The sequence below is a fragment of the Dyadobacter chenhuakuii genome (genome assembly GCF_023821985.2).
GTDB classification, from domain to species: domain Bacteria; phylum Bacteroidota; class Bacteroidia; order Cytophagales; family Spirosomataceae; genus Dyadobacter; species Dyadobacter chenhuakuii.
Genome location: NZ_CP098805.1, coordinates 4,015,392 through 4,033,331, shown reverse-complemented (window position 1 = coordinate 4,033,331; position 17,940 = coordinate 4,015,392). Strand labels below are relative to the sequence as shown.

The window sequence follows — 17,940 nt, the reverse complement described above, 5'->3', positions numbered from 1 at the left end:
ATAAGCTTGCAAAATTTATAAAAGCCATTCTTATGTTATAATGTTGCATTCATTCTCTCTACAACCATTTTCAAAAGCGGAATTTTGTTAGCAATAATATCCCAAACCAATTCAAGGTCAATACCAAAGTATTCATGAACTATGAAGTTTCGGAACGCAATCACTTTACGCCATTCTATTTCAGGATTTGTTAGTTTAAGTTCGTCAGACAAATGATTGGCCGCTTCGCCGATTATCTCCAATTGCCGTTCTATCGCAAAGCGCAGCATTGGATCATTGTAAAGGTCATCTTTTACTTTGCCCTCAATAAAAGTTTCAATGTAATGAATGGCCTCGATGATGTGAAGGAGTCGTGCTTTGTCAAACTCTTTCATAGATCAATTTCTTTTCCTGATCAATGTGAGGCTTGATGTGTGGCGAAAGACCATTGGAACTGACAAGGTCGACCGTTGTGCCCAGCAAAGTCGTGAGCTGCTCCTGCATGTCGAGAAAAGTAAAGAAATCGGCGCCTTTTTCGTAGTCAAGATCCACGAGAATGTCTACGTCACTTTCTTGGTTTTGTTCATTTCTTGCCGCAGAACCAAACAGATATGCTTTTTTGACGGGCTTATCTTTGAAGTAATTGGCGGCAATCTCTGCTATCTCTTTCATAACCTCAACATTTGGTGAAAGATAACAAATTTGAGAAATGCGAACAGATTTTCCGTTGATTAAATTCACCGCAAACAGGTCCTATTTCCCAAACGCTGCCTTCCCGCTATCCAGAAACGCTGCAAAATTTGCAGGATTTAAATCGTAATTCTTTGGCTTAACCAGCAGATTTCCTTCGTTATCGACCAAACAGTAATGTGGCTGGGCGTTGTTGTTGTATTTTACGATTTGGAGGTCGGCGTTTTGGGCACCGATGGTTTTTTTGACTTTGTTATCGTATTTGGAAGTGTACCAGGCGGACTCAGGCAATTCTGTTTTATCATCCACGTAGAGTGCTACGATGACGTAATCATCTCTAAGTCGTTGCTGTACAGCTGGATCTACCCAGACTCTCGCTTCCATTTCGCGGCAGTTTACGCAGCCGTGGCCAGTGAAATCTATAAAAACGGGCTTATTGACTTTCTTGGCGTAAGCTAAGGCATCTTTATAATCGAAAAAGCCTTCTAGTTCGTGCGGTAAGTGGAAAAGATCGGCGTATTTGCGGGTTTCACCGGGGGCAATCGTTGAGGCGACGCCTGCTGTTCTTTTGTTTAAATCAAAATCCAATGTCGATTGCGGCGGAAGGTAACCTGCCAATGCTTTCAATGGCGCGCCCCACATGCCGGGGATCATGTATACGACGAATGTGAAGGTGATAATGGATAAAAGCAATCTGGGTACACTCACTTTTTCAAGCGGGGAATCGTGAGGTGTTCTGATTTTGCCTAATAAATAGAAACCGAGCAAACCAAAAATCACGATCCAGAATGCGAGGTAAATTTCGCGATCCAGCAAGCGCCAGTGGTAAACCTGATCGGCGATGCTTAAAAACTTCAATGCTAATGCCAGTTCCAGGAAGCCCAAAACGACTTTTACAGTGTTCAGCCAGCCGCCGGATTTAGGCAGCGATTTCAGCCATTGGGGGAAAAGGGCGAATAATGTGAACGGAATCGCAAATGCAGCGGAAAAAGACGCCATACCAATGATTGGTTTTACAACTTCGCCGCCCGCAGAAGCCACCAGCAAGCTCCCGACAATAGGACCCGTGCAGGAAAACGAAACGAGCACCAATGTGAACGCCATAAAGAAAACGCCCGCATAGCCGCCCTGATCAGCTTTCTGATCCATTTTATTTACAAAACCACTTGGCAAAACGATCTCGAAAAGCCCTAAAAACGACAATCCGAAAACGAAGAAAATGGCAAAAAACAACAGGTTAGGAATCCAGTGCGTGCTCAGGAAATTGGCAAATGCCGGACCATTCAAGCGCGAAACGACGGTTCCTATTAATGTATATATCAAAACGATGGAAATGCCATACAAGAGTGCCTTAAACTTCCCTTTTTCCTGATTGGTGAAATAACTCACCGTCATCGGGATGATCGGGAATACGCAGGGGGTAAGCAACGCGACCAATCCGGACAAAAATGCGGCTAATGCGAAGCCCCAGAGCGAAGTGTCTTTTTCAGGATCTTCTGCGGTTAACGCTTGCTCCACAGCGGTGTTGGCTTCCGGCGCTTCGGCAGTTGTTACAGTGGGATTCGAAGCTGTTTGTGAGGCCGAATCAACATCTTCAGTGGCTGCGGTGGCCTCGCTTGTGGAAGCAGCTGTTCCCGTTTCTGTTGCTGCGGCCCCGACGGTCGGCTGTGGGTCGCTCGTTGCGGCGCCTGCTACGACTTTCAGGCCTTTAAATTCAAAATCATCATTGCCCGGAATGCAAAGCCCTGTTACGTGGCTGCAAGTCTGATATTCAGATGCCCCTTTGATGACCGGGTTATCCGCGAGTACTTTTATAGTTTGTTTAAAAACCCCTTTTCCTTCAAAATAGCGAACTTTTCCGCCCCAGACTTCCTCAAATTTTTCCTTGGGATTCTGCGGTTTCAGCTTGCCAACAACCTCAAATGTATTGTTCTTTTCAAAATTAAAAGTCGTCAGCATCGGCCCCAGATCCGGATCGAAGTCACTGGAATAAATGTACCAGTCTTTGTCCACAACAGCCGTGAAAATCAGATCGACAGTCTCGCCTTTTTTAACCTCTGGCTTTGAAAATGAATAAGTCCAATGTGCTTTTGCCTTTTGAAGCTGGGAAAAAACGGATTGCGAAAAAAATAGGCAAAGAACAAGGGAGGTGAGAAGGCGGCGTTTCATAATGTTTTAATTCTGCTTTGCTTAGTCAACGTAATTTTGGCAAAAAAATTCATCAATCGAAATTACACTTCCAACGCTGTACGTTTCTGCTAACTTTGCGGCTCGAACACAGCATAAAAACCCACTACAATGTCCCAGACCCTTTATGTCGTCAAAATCGGCGGTAACGTAATCGACAACCCCGAAGCCTGCGCACGTTTCCTGAAAGACTTCGCCAAACTCGATGCTCCTAAAATCCTCGTCCACGGCGGCGGGAAAGTTGCCACGCAAATGGCAGCCAAATTGCAGATCGAAACGCAGATGGTGGAAGGTCGCAGGATTACGGATAAAGCCATGCTGGACGTAGTAACGATGGTTTATGGGGGATTGGTCAATAAAAATCTTGTTGCACAACTGCAAGCATTGAGCTGCAATGCCATCGGCCTCACCGGCGCTGACGGCGGCATCATACGTTCGATTAAAAGGCCGGTTAAAAGTATTGATTACGGCTTCGTTGGAGACATTGAAGCGGTTAATGCCAAGCAAGTGAATGCATTGCTGGCCAGCGGCCTTATCCCGGTCATCGCCCCGCTCACTTACAGCTCGGAAGGGCTGCTGCTCAACACCAACGCCGACACCATGGCTTCCGCAACAGCCATCGCCATGGCCGGAATTTTTGAAGTAAACCTCATTTTCTGCTTCGAGAAAAAAGGTGTTTTGTCCGACCCTGACGATGATAATGCAGTCATTTCTTCCCTCAACCCAGCCTCATATGCCGATTATAAATCATCAGGCGTCATCAACAAAGGCATGATCCCAAAACTGGACAGCGCATTTGAAGCCTTAAACGACGGCGTGAAGCAAGTCACAATCTGCCACGCGGATGATTTGCTGGCAGCAACGAAGTCGGCAGCGGGAACGGTGATCAAGTTGGATGCCATTTCTTAAATTATTTTAAAATCAATTTTCTATTGTTAAATTGCATGAGATAAACCCACTCATTACCATGCCGTTCCGAACAGGCCTTTTGTTTGTGCTTTTGTTGTTGTGTGATTTGTGTGCAGGCCAGGTTCCGGAGTTTTATAAGGATGTCCAGCCCATCATTCATGCCAATTGTGTGCCTTGTCACCGGACGGGCGAAGCGGCGCCGTTTGCTCTCATCACTTTTGAAGATGTTACCAAGCGTTCCAAGTTTATCAAACAGGTCGTAAGCTCGCGCTATATGCCGCCCTGGAAAGCGGACAATCACTATAATTCCTTTGCCAACGACCGCTCACTGAGCGATGAGGATATCAAGACAATTGTAGGCTGGATCGATGGCGGCACGCCGAAGGGAAAGCAAAACCTGAAAGCCGAGCAGGAGTTGCAGACGCGGGTGAATGCCGGGACGGCTTATAAGCGTAAGCCAGACCTCGCTTTAAAGATGAAGGAGCCATTTATGGTGAAAGGCGATGCAGCAGAGCGTTTTGTGATGTTCAAAATCCCTTTTGAACTTGGACAAGAGGCTAATGTGGAGGCCATTGAATTTACCTCCAATAACAAAAAACTCATTCACCACGCCAATTTTGCGATCCACCCGGTTGCAGATCCTGCCATTGATCTGAACAACACAGTCGATTTTGTAGACCTCAGCGGGCCTTCTGGCGATAAATATTATGAGTGGGTCAAATACAAAAAGGAAATGACTTACTATGGCGGCTGGATTCCCGGAACAACCGTTGAAACCTATCCCGAAGATATGGGTTGGATCATGCCAAAACGCGGCGTCGTGCTGGTAACTGTACATTTCGGACCGTCTTCTGTGGATGCCGAAAGCATCGATGGGGTGAATATTTTCTTCAAGAAAACGCCTATTAAGCGGAAGGTGAAAGTGATTAGCCTGGGTTCGGGCGGGATCGGGGAGAAGGACATTAGTCCGCCGTTCATGATTTTTGCAGATGAGGTCAAAAGTTTCCGTTTGCGGATTGCCAATAACCAGCCGGATGTTTCGTTGCTCTACGCTTGGCCGCATATGCATTATCTGGGTAAGGAGTTCAAAGCCTATGCGACCACGGCCGCGGGCGACACGGTGAAGCTGGTGCATGTGCCTGCGTGGGACTTTCGCTGGCAGGAAATTTACAAATATAAAAAGCCACTATTGCTGCCAAAAGGAGCCGTTGTGCACGTAGAAGGCACTTATGACAACACTGCGGCCAATCCCGCCAACCCGCATAGCCCTCCCGAACTGGTAATGTCCACGGGAAATATGCGGAGCGACCAGGAAATGATGACCTTGATTTTAATGTATGTGGAGCGCGAGGCCGGAGATGAAAATCTGGTTTTTAAATGGAATTAGGAGTGTTCATGAGTTAGCATATATCTGGTAACAGCATTACGAATGGGTAAACTTTACTTTCGTCTCATTTCCTTGTTTACCATTCTCGGCATCTCCTGGCCGGGCCACACACAAAGCCTCTTCACGCTTTTGTCACCCAAAGACACAAAGGTCACTTTTATCAACAAGATCGAGGAGAATGATTCGCTGCACATATTCCGCTATGAATATCTCTATAACGGCAATGGGATCGGCATAGGCGATTTCAATAATGATGGCGCGCCGGACCTTTTTGTTTCGGGAAATACAGTTGCTAACAAGTTGTATCTCAATAAATCCGCCGCCGGGAAAATCACATTTGAAGACATTTCCAAAAAGGCAAAAATAGAAGGCAACGGAACCTGGTCTACGGGCGTGAGCGTCGCGGATGTAAATGGCGATGGGCTGCTGGATATTTACGTTTGCCATTCCGGCTTCTTCCGCAAACTTTCCGACCGTAATAATGAGCTTTTTATCAATCAGGGCATCAAAAACGGCGTTCCGGTTTTCAAGGAAATGGCGGTTGAGGCTGGTTTGAATGCCATTGGTTCGCAATCGACGCAAGCTGCCTTTTTTGATTATGACAAAGATGGTGACCTGGATATGTTCCTTTTGAACCACTCCAATCACACAGTTAATCCCTTCCTGAACACGCGCGCCATGCGTGCAACGCCGAATCCTTATTACGGAAACAGGCTTTTTGAGAACATTAGTGATCCAGGAAAGCTGAAATTCAAAGACGTTACAAAAAACGCAGGCATTATCAACAATGCATTGAATTTCGGTCTGAGCGTGATTGTGGCCGATATGAACCAGGACGGCTGGCCGGACCTTTACACAACGAGCGATTACACGGAAGTGGATTGTTATTATGTCAACAACAAAAACGGAACATTCACGGAATCCCTGAAAAAGTCATTTACCCACGTCTCCAAATTTTCCATGGGCGCGGATGTGAGCGATTTTAACAACGATGGAAAACCCGATGTGCTCACATTAGACATGCTTCCGGAAGACAATCATCGCCAGAAGCTGCTCAAAGGTCCCGACGTTTACGACCAATATCATTTGCTGCTCGACAGCGGTTATTACCACCAGAATATGCGTAATATGCTGCATTTAAACCAGGGCACGGATGCAGAAGGCAATGTCAGATTCAGCGAAATAGGGCAAATGGCGGGCGTCTCCAACACAGATTGGAGCTGGGCAGGGTTAATGGCCGACCTCGATAATGATGGCTGGAAGGATCTGCTCATTACCAATGGCTATCTCCGCGATTTCACGAATATGGATTTCCTGAAATACACTGTTGCCGACGAGCAAATGAAGGAAGTAGGGAAGGGGAATTTGAATTTCAAGACATACAGTTTGGTCCAGAAGATGCCTTCCAACAAGCTGAAAAATTATCTTTTCCGCAACACAGCGGACGTTTCCAATCGATTCGCCTTTGAAGATGTTTCCAGAAAATGGGGCTTCAATGAGGCTGCGGTTTCCAATGCAGCGGCCTATGTGGATTTTGATGGTGACGGCGACCTGGACATTGTGATCTCCAATGTGAACGAGCCCGTTTCTATTTATCAGAATAATAGTGATCAAAAAGGGCTGACGATTAAGCTTTCCGGGGCCGGGCAGAATACACGGGCTCTGGGAAGCAAGGTTTGGGTTTATGCCAGCGGGATTACGCAATATGCAGAGCTTTATCCGGTGCGGGGTTATCAGGCAACCGTGACTTCGGATTTACATTTTGGTTTGGGTAAAGTTTCAAAGATCGATTCCCTGAAAGTGGTTTGGCCTTCCGGAAAAATAACTATGCTGAGGGATCTGCCCGCCAAAGTCCTGAACCTTAAAGAATCGGATGCCAATGCAGCAGCGAAAGATCAGGAAAGGCCTGTTTGGAAGACAACATTGCAAAAAGTTAGTGCTCTAAGCATTGGTATTGACTTTATTCACAATGAAAATGAATTCGTGGATTTCAAAGTGGAGGTGCTACTGCCTTATCAATTGTCAAAATTTGGTCCTGCGCTTGCGAAAGCGGATGTGAACGGCGACGGTCTGGAAGATCTGTTCTTTGGCGGTGCTTCCAATCAGTTTGGCGTGTTATATCTGCAAAACCCGGACGGTAAGTTTGAAGGCGCAGCAATCCAGCCATGGCGGCAGAATGCGGCTTGTGAGGAAGTGAATGCATTGTTTTTTGATGCAGACCGGGATGGCGACCAGGATTTATATATAGTCAGCGGCGGCAATGAGTTCGAGGACCAGTCGCCTGAATATCGGGACCATTTGTATATCAATGATGGGAAAGGCATTTTTCACGAAGAAGTCTTAGCATTGCCATCTATGAAAAATCCCAAGCAGTGTGCTGTTCATTCAGACATTGACGGTGACGGTGATATGGACCTTTTTGTGGGCGGACGCGCCATTCCGGGCTCGTTTCCAATGGCGGCAAGAAGTTATGTTTTAAGAAATGACAGTCAGGGAAGCAATGTAAAGTTTACAGATGTCACTGCCGATTGGTCCAAAGACCTGCTAAATCCGGGGATGGTTACCGCGGCAGTTTTCAGTGATTTTGATAATGATAAAAAACCGGATCTGATGCTGGCAGGCGATTGGATGCCGATTAAAGTATATCAAAACACAGGAAATACATTTACCGAAAAATCCCCGTCAGAGCTGCAAAACAGCGACGGTATGTGGGCCGCTATAATGCCCGTTGACCTTGATAATGACGGCGATATGGATTTCGTTTTAGGCAACGGCGGACTCAATAACCAATACAAAGCATCTGCGGAGCAGCCTGTAACGATTTATTATGACGATTTTGACAAAAACGGCGTCGTGGATCCCGTGTGCACTTATTTTATAGGTGACAAAAGTTACCCCATGTTTTCCCGCGACGAAATGCTGGATCAAATGCCGGCTTTGAAACGAAAGTACACCAGTTATGCGCTCTATGCGGATGCAACATTAACGGATATATTCGGTGCAGAGGCCATTAGTAAAAGCAGCAAAGTCCACTGCAAACAATTGTCCAGCATTATCCTGGAAAACAAAGGCAACTTTCAATTCCAAAAACACGAACTGCCGCAGGAAGCCCAAATCTCGCGGGTAAGCGCAATCATTTCGATGGATATAAACAGCGATAAAAAGACTGATTTGCTGTTGGCAGGTAACTTTTCGCCCTATCGTGTTCAGCTGGGGCCTTGCGATGCGTCCGTAGGAGTGGCATTGCGACAAGTTGCGCCATTTCAGTACGAGACCATAAACCCTGCGCAATCCGGTTTCTGGGCGGGCGGTGAAATCCGGAAGGGAACCATAATAGGAGACACGCGTATAGTATTGTCCGTTAACAATGGTGAGCCTGTGATCTTTGAACAAACCATAGAGAAATGAGGGGAAGATTCACTTTGCATTTGCTGCTGATATTGCTATTTGCGAATTATGGGGATAGCATTGCTGCCGTTGCAGGGCCCTCACCCAGGCTTTTGCACCGGGCTGAAAAAAACTTAACGCGTGTGATCGTGTATGATATTTTTTCCCCTCCGGCCGCCAGCAGGATTTATTTGTATGCCAATGTTGCTGCTTACGAAACGCTTGCTATGCAGGATAAAAGCTATCGGACCATGCAGGGACAAATCCCCGGTTTTCCGGACATGAAAGGGTTGAAAAGTGAAAAGAAGGTCAACTATGAGCTTGCCGCTGTCTATGCGTTTTTCAAAACCGGGGGCAAACTGGTGTTTTCGGAGCATTTATTAATCGACAGTATCCGCGTAATCCTGAATGACTTCCGGGAGAAAGATACATTGGTCTACAATAACTCCCTGCGACTCGGGCAGGCCGTGGCGGATAGCATATTAACCTGGTCTGCGAAAGACAATTATGCAAAAACGAGGACAAAGCGGCGGTACACTTACAGTAAGCAAAAAGGCAAATGGACGCCAACACCGCCCGGGTTCATTGACGCTGTGGAACCTTACTGGTCTCAGATCAGGCCGGTTAGCCTGGATTCTGCCGGGCAATTCAAACCCGTTCCGCCACCGGGATACAGTACAGATACGGCCAGCGTTTTTATGAAAGAGGTGCGGGAGGTTTACCACGTTACCCAAAAGTTAAGCAAAGAAGAGGTGTTGATTGCCAGCTTTTGGGACTGTAATCCATTTTATCTCAACACACAGGGCCATCTTAATTTTGCAACCAAAAAGCTCTCACCCGGCGGTCATTGGATATCCATTGCAGGACAGGCTGCGGAAAGTAAAGGCAAAAACTGGCAGGAAACAGCCGCCATTTATGTCCTGACTTCCATGGCGTTATTCGACGGGTTTATCAGTTGCTGGGATGAAAAATACAGGAGCCAGTTTATCCGGCCCGAAACTGTCATTAATGCTTATATAGACGAAAAATGGCGTCCAATGCTCCAAACACCGCCTTTCCCGGAGTATACCAGCGGGCATAGCGTCATCTCTGCCGCGGCAGCAGTGGTGTTAACCTACCTTCTCGGAGAAGATTTTTCATTCAATGACCATACAGAAACTGACTATGGGCTGCCGGTCCGCACTTTCAGGTCATTCAACGACGCAGCAGCCGAGGCGGGGATCAGCCGGTTGTATGGCGGGATACATTACCGGTCTTCCATCACCAATGGCCAGCACCAGGGAGAGTTGGTAGGCCGTCATTTGCTGTCGAAAATAAAGGTCAAATAGTCAATCGGCCAAACACTCTACTTACTTTGTATGCTTATTATTAATATTTTTTAATAAATGTTATGTTTTTGTTAATATTTATATTTATTTTGATCCATCAATACTTATGCTGTTAACGAATAGACTATTCAACTTTGAAAATCTTTTTAGGGCAGGGCATACGTATGGGAATCAAGCCACCTTTATTTAACCACTAAAGTTTACTATGAGACAAAAGTTTACGACTTTAACCCGTCTGGTAACCTTGCTTCTCCTGCTTATAGGGAGCACATGGAGCATGGCCCAGGACAGAAAAACCGTTAATGGAACGGTGCTGGACAAGGATCAAAATCCGTTGCCTGGTGTATCCTACCTTGTAAAAGGAACCAACGCAGGTGGTGCTACGGATGCCAATGGAACATTCAGTGTAAGTGTGCCTTCCAGCACATCCGTGATTGTGTTTTCTTCAATTGGTTACATCAGTAAAGAAGTAACGGTTGGCAATGCCAGCCAGCTGTCCGTAAATCTGGAAGAAGACAACAAAACACTGAACGAAGTGGTGGTTACCGGTTTTGGTATGACTACCGAAGCCAGAAAGCTAGCTTACTCCGTACAGTCTGTACAAGGAAACGACATTACCAGAACTGCCAACGCCAACATGGTAAACGCGCTTCAGGGTAAAGTTGCAGGGGTTATGATCAACCAGGGAACGGGTGGTCCAATGTCCTCTTCACGTATCCGTATCCGTGGTAATGCTTCTTTAAGCCCTAATACACAGCCACTTTTCGTTGTGGATGGTGTGCTTATCCGCCCTGGAACGTCAGGAGCTGACTCTTGGGGAGCTGCGCAGGATTTTGGTAACATTATGAAAAACATCAACCCGGACAACATTGAGTCTATGACTGTGTTGAAAGGTTCAGCTGCAAGTTCGCTTTATGGTTCTGAGGCTTTGAATGGTGTTGTTGTTGTGCAAACCAAAAAAGGACGTCAGGACAAAGGTTTGGGTGTTACTTACAACCATACTTCTACATTTGAAAATGCATATCGTTTCCTTGACCTGCAAAATGAATACGGTGCAGGTTTAAGCCCGACATTTGCAACCGGCGCAGACGGAGTTCCCGAAGTGGACCGTGCCAACTTCCCATTCTCTTACGGTCCGAAATTCGAAGGACAGCAAGTGCGTGACCTGGATGGCCGTATGGTGGAATGGAAAGCCAATGATCCTTTGAGCTTCTTCCAGACTGGAAAATATATCAACCATAACCTGGCTATCGAAGGTGGTAACGAACGCAGTTCTTTCCGTGCATCGTTCTCAACTTTGAAAAACACGTCTATCATGGCTGCGGGAACGGAATTGAAGAGAAACAACTTCAACATCCGCGGAACACAGAAAATCGGAAAAGTGCTTAATCTGGACGTAAGTGCGGATTATACGGATAACGACATGGTCAACCCGATCCGGCAGGGAGGTAACTACAACCCGGTTTTCCGTTTTGTATACAACCGTCCGCGTAACATGGACATTGATTACTGGTCGAAAAATTATCTGGATCCTATCGCCGGCGGCCGCCGCAGAGGTTCTTCTGCTGACCCTTACAACATTACTGAATTCATGTTCCAGACATTTGAATACAGACAATTCCGTAATGAAAAAGTGTTCAGAGGAAATGTCGATCTGACTGGTAACATTACAGACTGGTTAAGCTTCCTGGTTCGTGGTAACGTTCAGAACGAATTGTACACAGGTAACAACCAGAACAGGGGAGACAACGTAAACTTCTCGGGTGGTGAATACCGTGAGTATTCTGAAAACAAAACCCAGACCCGTTTTCAGGGATTGGTTACAGCAACACGCCAGATTGGTGACGACTTCAATTTCAGCCTTTCGGTGGGTGGAGAAACAAACCGTCTGATCGGTGGACGTAAGTTTGACATGAGAACAGATGGCGGTCTTCGCGTTCCTGATGTTTATTCTTTGTCAAACAGTATTAATCTTCTTAAAACAGAAAGCATTGCGCTTACGCCTTCAAAGAGAATCGACGCTCTTTATGCGTATGGTGACCTGACATTCAAAGACGCGTTAACATTGAGCGCCAGCTATCGTACAGACTGGTCTTCAACATTGACCTATGCGAACGGAAGCGGTGACTACATTTATTCTTATCCTTCTGTGGGACTTTCATGGATCGCAACAGAATCGCTGAAAGACCTTCCTACATGGCTGTCATTTGGTAAAGTAAGAGCCAGCTTAGGTTACACAGGTGGTGACACAGAAGCGTGGTCTACGAACCAGACAGGTGTTTATGAGCCAAAACCTGCTTATTTACAAGCAGATGGAAGCCAGATCAACCTGGCAGGTTTCAGAGATCCCAACACACTTCCTAACTATGGTTTGAAAAACCGTCTGGCAAGAGAAGTTGAATTTGGTGCTGACATTCGTTTCTTCAACAACCGTTTGGGGATTGACGCGACTTACTACAACAAAATTACGAAGAACGAAATCCTAAGCTTGAACACCACAACTGAGTCTGGTGTAAGCAGCCGTATCGTTAATGCTGGTAGAATTCAGAACAAAGGGGTTGAGATTTTACTTACGGCTACGCCAATCAAAAAGGCTGATTTCGAATGGAATACAAGCATTAACTTCTCCCGTAACCGTAACAAGGTTTTGGAATTGGTTCAGGGAACAGACACTTACGAGTTGAACCTTGGTTTTGGTGCTGACATTAAGTCGGTTGCAAGAGTTGGAAAAGACTACGGAACGATCATAACTCCTTACGGTTTCGCGATATACGAATCGAATGATGCGAACAATCCTGCTAATGGTCAGAAAGTGATCGGAGCCATTTCCGGTGAAGGTGGAATCGGTTATGTGCGCAATGGTTCATACGGATCAAAAGCAGACAAGGAACTGGGAAGCGTAATGGAGAAATTCCTTGCGAGCAATGTGAACTCGATCCGTTACAAAAACTTCACAGCAACAGTTCAGGCTGATGCGAAGATCGGTGGCTTGATGTCATCTGCAACGCACCAGTATGGTTCTTCTTTGGGATCATTTGCGTTCACACTTCCAGGTCGTAATACTGAATTGGGCGGCGTAACGTTTACAGATGCGGAAGGAAATGTGAGAAATGATGGTATCATTCCGGAAGGCGTTCTAGCCAACGGATTCCAGGTTGTGGTAGACGGCGCTCCGAAAGATTTGGGAGGAATGGCATATGCTGATGCAGTTGCGGCTGGTTATGTGAAGCCAATTCCTGCTTACGCTTACTACATGAACCTTACGCAATGGTCATCGGGTATCCGTGAATATTCTACGTTCGAAAACTCATGGGTTTCGCTTCGTGAAGTTTCGGTTGGATACAACGTTCCTGCTTCATTGTTAGGAAAAGCGAAGATTCAGTCATTGCGTGTAAGTCTGGTTGGACGTAACCTGGGCTATCTGTATCGCACAGCGAAAGACGGTATCAACCCAGAAGGTTTGTACAGCAACAAAGCGGGTGAATTTATGGAATATGGTGGTCTTCCTTTCTCACGTAACCTAGGCGTTTCGGTGAGTGTAGGATTGTGATCCTGAGTTATTACAGCCCATTCAAAATAAAATTTGTTATGAAATTTAGAAGTAGTAAAATATTCTTGTTAGCCGCCGTTGGATTTCTGTCCTCCTGCGAAAAGGAAGCATTCGTGGACATTAACAAAAACCCGGATGCACTTACTGAGATTCCGCCTCAGAACCAGTTTCTGAATGCAACCACTGGTATTCACGGACAGGATTTTGAAGCATTCTATGACCTATACCGTCGTATTATGCCCTGGATGCAGTACAACACGCTGCTGAACGGAAACCAGGGATCGTTCACATTGAACTTCGACAACTTCGCCAACCGTTACGGAAGGCTTTACAATGGTGTTGGGGACAGATTGTACGATCTGGAACAGCTTGTAGGCAAGCTGGAACCTGAGGAGCAGCCACGCTACGATCAGATGATCCAGATAGCACGCATCCTGAGAGCATACTATGCGTTTTATGTATCTGACATCTACGGAAGCATTCCGTATTCGGAAGCTTTCCAGGGACGTTACGGCGGAACACTTCAACCGAAATATGACACGCAACCGGAATTGTTCGCACGTCTGGACGGTGAGATCAAAGCCGCGGTTGCTGCATTGAAAGTTTCCCCTGCGGTTCCTCAATATTCTTTGGGAGCTTACGATCAGTATTACAAAGGCGACCCGCTGAAATGGATCAAAGCGGCGAATGCATTGCGTTTGAGAATGGCTATGCGTGTTCAAAAAGCGGATGCAGCAGCTGGAAACGCGATCATTACAGAAGTGTTGGCACAGCCTGCCGCAGATATGATGGCTGGCAATGAAGATGCATGGATATTTATCGGAAATGCAACATTTACAGGTGACGCCGGCGGCGGAAACTGGAATACAGACGAGCTGAGAGCGCCTAAGCCGATGGTGGATTTCATGTGGGAAAAGCGCGATCCGCGTATTGACGCATTCTTCACGCCAAACGAATATTCTCAGGCCAACATTAACCTGCTGATTGCTGAGAAAAAACTTCCTGCCGGTACAAAAGAAGGAAGACGTTACGTGGGAAGCTTCACAAGCCCGGATGAAGCAAGGCTAACTGCAGTGGTTCAGCGTTATTACACGCCGAAGGTGATCAATTCCAACAAGGAAAATGTAGATACGTTGTCATTGATCCAGCCTCGCTTGTTCAGCACCGGTAAAGCGGACGCAGCCGGAAATGCAGGAACAGGACAATCTTATCTTCCTGTGATCACTTATGCTGAGTATTGCTTTATGCGTGCTGAAATTGCATTGAAAACAACAGGCGCAGCAGCTGCAAAAACCTGGTATGAAGCAGGTGTAAAAAGCTCTTTGGAATGGTATAATCAGGTTGGTGTTAATGCGAAATTGACTGACTACACGCCAACAACGCCAGCAGAAATCACTGCATATCTTGCACAGCCAGGCATTGCCTTCGAAACAGCAAGAGCAATGGACCAGATCGCAAGCCAGAGTTATCTGAACTTCATGAAGCAGCCACAGGAAGGATGGGCGCTTTACAAACGCACAGGTTTCCCTAACGAGAAATCCGTTGTGCCTTTGCCAAAACTAACCTATCTGAATGTTCCTTTGGTAGTGCCACGCCGTGCGCCAATTACATTGCCTTCACAGTCTGACCCTAACTACGCAAACAAAAAAGCAGCTTACGACGCTATGGCAGCTATGCCAGGCTTCGGTGACCTGACCAGCGCAGCAGGACGTGTTTGGTGGGATAAGCCTTGATTTTATATTTTTTAGATTTAGTTATAATTGAAAAAGGAAGGCCGCCTGGCCTTCCTTTTTTTGTAATGTCCCATTCAATATTACTTAACAAAGTCGCAGCGCGGCGCAACATTGGCAGCAAATAAAAAGGGTTGTGAAACGCAAATCCCGGAGGGATGAAACAACGTCCCACCCGTTATCAATCCAGCTTCATATTAATCAGGCAACCAATGGCCTGTGTCTTACTTTGCATGATCGGATTGTCATTCAATGTCGCTTCCAGTGCATTTCTCAGGTAAAGCTCAGTCGCTTTCGGACGACTTTTTCCCAACGCGTAAAACCAGTTATCAATCGCGCCCTGATAGACAACCAGGCCATTTGCATTGAGCAAAACAACTTCCGGCATAACGGTTGCTTTGTAACGTGTTGCCTTCCGCATGCCAGGATCCGGAAAGCCAGGGAATGTAGCATTATAATTTTTCAAAAATCCCTGGATGTCCCGTTCTGTAACGGTTTCCATCGGGAAGTAGGCTTCAAAACTCACGCCTTTTGCACTATAATCGGCATAAATTTGCTTTATTTCCCTCATATACGCATTGGTAACCGGACATTCGGGATCCAGAAAAAGGATCACTTTTAATGGTGTTGCGAGTAATATTTCACGAATGGGCCCTCCTTCGGTTTTATCAAAAGAAACCAGCAGGCAAATAAGGATCAACACATTTATCTTTCGCCACATTCCTTCATTTTGTTAACCGTTCTGCAATAGTTTTTCCAGTGCTGCAGTTACCTTATCGTAACCAAAAGCCGCGATCTCCTGCTTCATGCGCTGCTGGATTTCAGCAGTTTGCAGGTTTCCAATGCTTCCTTCGTGCGTATGCTTCAACTCGCGCGGGGCCGTGTAGCTTCCATCACCTATCTCCGCCCCAACCTGTCGGTAAGCATCCCGGAAAGGCACACCATTGATCACGAGCTCATTCACACGTTCCACGCTGAAAAGCAAATCATATTTGGCATCGTCCAATAGGTTTTGCTTCACTTTCATATTTTCAAGCATGAATGCGGCAATGTCCAGGCAATCCAGGATTTCATCAAAAGCAGGCATTAATATCTCTTTCAACAACTGCATATCGCGATGGTAACCCGACGGCAGATTGCTCAAAACCATCGTCACCTCCATCGGCAATGCTTTTATCCGGTTTGTTTTTGCACGAAGCAATTCCGCCACATCCGGATTTTTTTTATGCGGCATTATGCTGCTTCCGGTTGTAAGGTCGTCGGGCAACACGATGAAGCTGAAATTCTGGCTGTTATAAAGGCATACATCCATCGCTAACCTGGAAACGGTTGCCGCCAGCGAGGCGATTGCCGTCAATGCAGCCTGTTCCGTGCGCCCGCGGCTCATTTGTGCATACACAACATTATGGTGCATGCCCTCGAAACCTAGAAGTTCAGTAGTCAATGTTCTGTTCAAAGGAAAAGAAGAGCCATATCCCGCCCCCGATCCCAGCGGGTTGCGATTAGCCAGGCGATAGGCAGCATTTAATTGAATTAAATCATCGATCAACCCTTCCGCATAAGCGCCAAACCATAAGCCAAACGACGACGGCATGGCGATCTGCAAATGCGTATAACCAGGCAGAAGGTCATTTTTATGCTCCTCCGAACGGCTTACCAGCACATCAAAAAGCTTTTCCGTAGCCTGCACCACTTCAAACAAACGGGCACGCGTATACAGCTTCATGTCTACCAGCACCTGATCATTGCGCGAGCGTCCGCTATGGATTTTCTTGCCTGTATCGCCCAGTTTGCGTGTTAACTGCAATTCCACTTGTGAATGCACATCTTCCACTCCTTCTTCAATTAGGAACTCGCCTTGCTGAATCTGGAAGTGGATTAATTTGAGTTCCTGCTCTAATGCTACAAGATCATCAGAAGTCAAAAGCCCGATGGTTTCAAGCATTTTAGCATGCGCCAGATTGCCTAATACATCATATTCCGCCAGGTGCAGGTCCATTTCCCGGTCCCGACCAACGGTGAATTTTTCTATTTTTTCAGAAGTAACCGTATTTTCTTTTTGCCAGAGTTTCAATGCAGTGATGTATTTGTAGTAAAAAAGATCGGATTGAAAGGCAAATTTACGATCAATTGGGTATAAACCGTCAATTCAAAACGACGCGAAGAAATTATGATGTGACTCAAATATTGATGTTACGTCTAATGGGTATTTATAACAATCGATATTCATTATGAGTTGGACGAGAGTTTGGGTTCACATGGTTTTCGCGACGAAATACCGGCATCCGTTTTTAAATGATTCAATCAGATGGAAAGTTTTTGAGCATATGTACGAAAATGCCAGAGAGAAGGGCATTTTCCTTGATTCCGTGAATGGATGGACGGATCATGCTCATTGCTTGGTTGCGCTTGAAAGGGAGCAAACCATTAGCAAAGTGGCGCAATTGATTAAAGGTGAATCGTCTTTTTGGATTAATCAAAACAAGTTGACGACCCGAAAATTTACGTGGCAGGACGATTATTGGGCTGTCAGCGTAAGCGAAAGGCATGTTGAAATTGTCAGAAATTATATCAGAAAACAAGAATCGCATCATCGAACCAAAACATTCAAGCAAGAAAGTGACCGATTCATGAAGAAATACGGATGGGAACCAACCAATCCCAAATCCCCCAAAAAATCCCCCGTTAGCCGTTCACTTAAGTGAACGGAAATCATTTAAAATTTGGAAATCGTTTGAATTCGAAATCGTTTGAATTTTGGAAATCGTTTCGAAATAGAACGGAAATTGATTG

The 17,940-nt window shown here is 46.0% G+C and carries 12 protein-coding genes; 7 read left to right on the top strand and 5 right to left on the bottom strand.

Annotation, left to right across the window (positions count from 1 at the left end):
* Positions 1-35 precede the first annotated feature (35 nt).
* From NFI80_RS16610 to NFI80_RS16600, 3 genes are all read right to left on the bottom strand, one after another.
* Positions 36-374, bottom strand: a complete 339-nt coding sequence (locus tag NFI80_RS16610) for a HepT-like ribonuclease domain-containing protein (RefSeq protein ID WP_235165283.1) — start codon at positions 372-374, stop codon at positions 36-38.
* A complete protein-coding gene (locus NFI80_RS16605; protein WP_235165282.1) occupies positions 361-651 on the bottom strand; it encodes a nucleotidyltransferase family protein in 291 nt (96 codons plus the stop codon). Before NFI80_RS16605 ends, NFI80_RS16610 begins: the two co-directional genes overlap by 14 nt.
* An 81-nt stretch (positions 652-732) precedes the next feature.
* On the bottom strand, positions 733-2,838 hold the full coding sequence (locus NFI80_RS16600; protein WP_235165281.1) for a protein-disulfide reductase DsbD family protein: 2,106 nt from the start codon (positions 2,836-2,838) through the stop codon (positions 733-735).
* Between the two features lie 129 nt (positions 2,839-2,967).
* On the opposite strand from NFI80_RS16600, the gene argB reads away from it, so the two are divergent.
* The 6 genes from argB (at position 2,968) to NFI80_RS16570 (ending at position 15,150) form a co-directional block, all read left to right on the top strand.
* Positions 2,968-3,765, top strand: a complete 798-nt coding sequence (argB, locus tag NFI80_RS16595; RefSeq protein WP_235165280.1) for an acetylglutamate kinase — start codon at positions 2,968-2,970, stop codon at positions 3,763-3,765.
* 58 nt (positions 3,766-3,823) lie between these two features.
* On the top strand, positions 3,824-5,152 hold the full coding sequence (locus tag NFI80_RS16590) for a cytochrome c (RefSeq protein WP_235165279.1): 1,329 nt from the start codon (positions 3,824-3,826) through the stop codon (positions 5,150-5,152).
* A 42-nt stretch (positions 5,153-5,194) separates the two neighbouring features.
* A complete protein-coding gene (locus tag NFI80_RS16585) occupies positions 5,195-8,560 on the top strand; it encodes a VCBS repeat-containing protein (protein ID WP_235165278.1) in 3,366 nt (1,121 codons plus the stop codon).
* Positions 8,557-9,867 carry a vanadium-dependent haloperoxidase gene (locus NFI80_RS16580; RefSeq protein ID WP_235165277.1) on the top strand — a complete coding sequence of 437 codons (1,311 nt, stop codon included), beginning with the start codon at positions 8,557-8,559 and terminating at the stop codon, positions 9,865-9,867. The genes NFI80_RS16585 and NFI80_RS16580 overlap by 4 nt, the downstream gene beginning before the upstream one ends.
* Positions 9,868-10,072: 205 nt before the next feature.
* Positions 10,073-13,417 (top strand): SusC/RagA family TonB-linked outer membrane protein, encoded by a 3,345-nt coding sequence (locus NFI80_RS16575; RefSeq protein ID WP_235165276.1) that lies wholly within the window; start codon positions 10,073-10,075, stop codon positions 13,415-13,417.
* 38 nt (positions 13,418-13,455) lie between these two features.
* A complete protein-coding gene (locus tag NFI80_RS16570; protein ID WP_235165275.1) occupies positions 13,456-15,150 on the top strand; it encodes a SusD/RagB family nutrient-binding outer membrane lipoprotein in 1,695 nt (564 codons plus the stop codon).
* A gap of 178 nt (positions 15,151-15,328) precedes the next feature.
* Here NFI80_RS16570 and NFI80_RS16565 read toward each other — a convergent pair whose 3' ends face one another.
* Positions 15,329-15,868, bottom strand: a complete 540-nt coding sequence (locus tag NFI80_RS16565; protein WP_235165274.1) for a thioredoxin domain-containing protein — start codon at positions 15,866-15,868, stop codon at positions 15,329-15,331.
* Positions 15,869-15,880: 12 nt separating this feature from the next.
* The gene (gene argH, locus NFI80_RS16560; RefSeq protein WP_235165273.1) at positions 15,881-17,221 is read right to left on the bottom strand and encodes an argininosuccinate lyase; all 1,341 of its coding nucleotides are present in this window, start codon (positions 17,219-17,221) and stop codon (positions 15,881-15,883) included.
* Positions 17,222-17,378: 157 nt separating this feature from the next.
* On the opposite strand from argH, the gene tnpA reads away from it, so the two are divergent.
* Positions 17,379-17,852 (top strand): IS200/IS605 family transposase, encoded by a 474-nt coding sequence (tnpA, locus tag NFI80_RS16555; RefSeq protein ID WP_256565285.1) that lies wholly within the window; start codon positions 17,379-17,381, stop codon positions 17,850-17,852.
* The last annotated feature ends 88 nt before the right edge of the window (positions 17,853-17,940 follow it).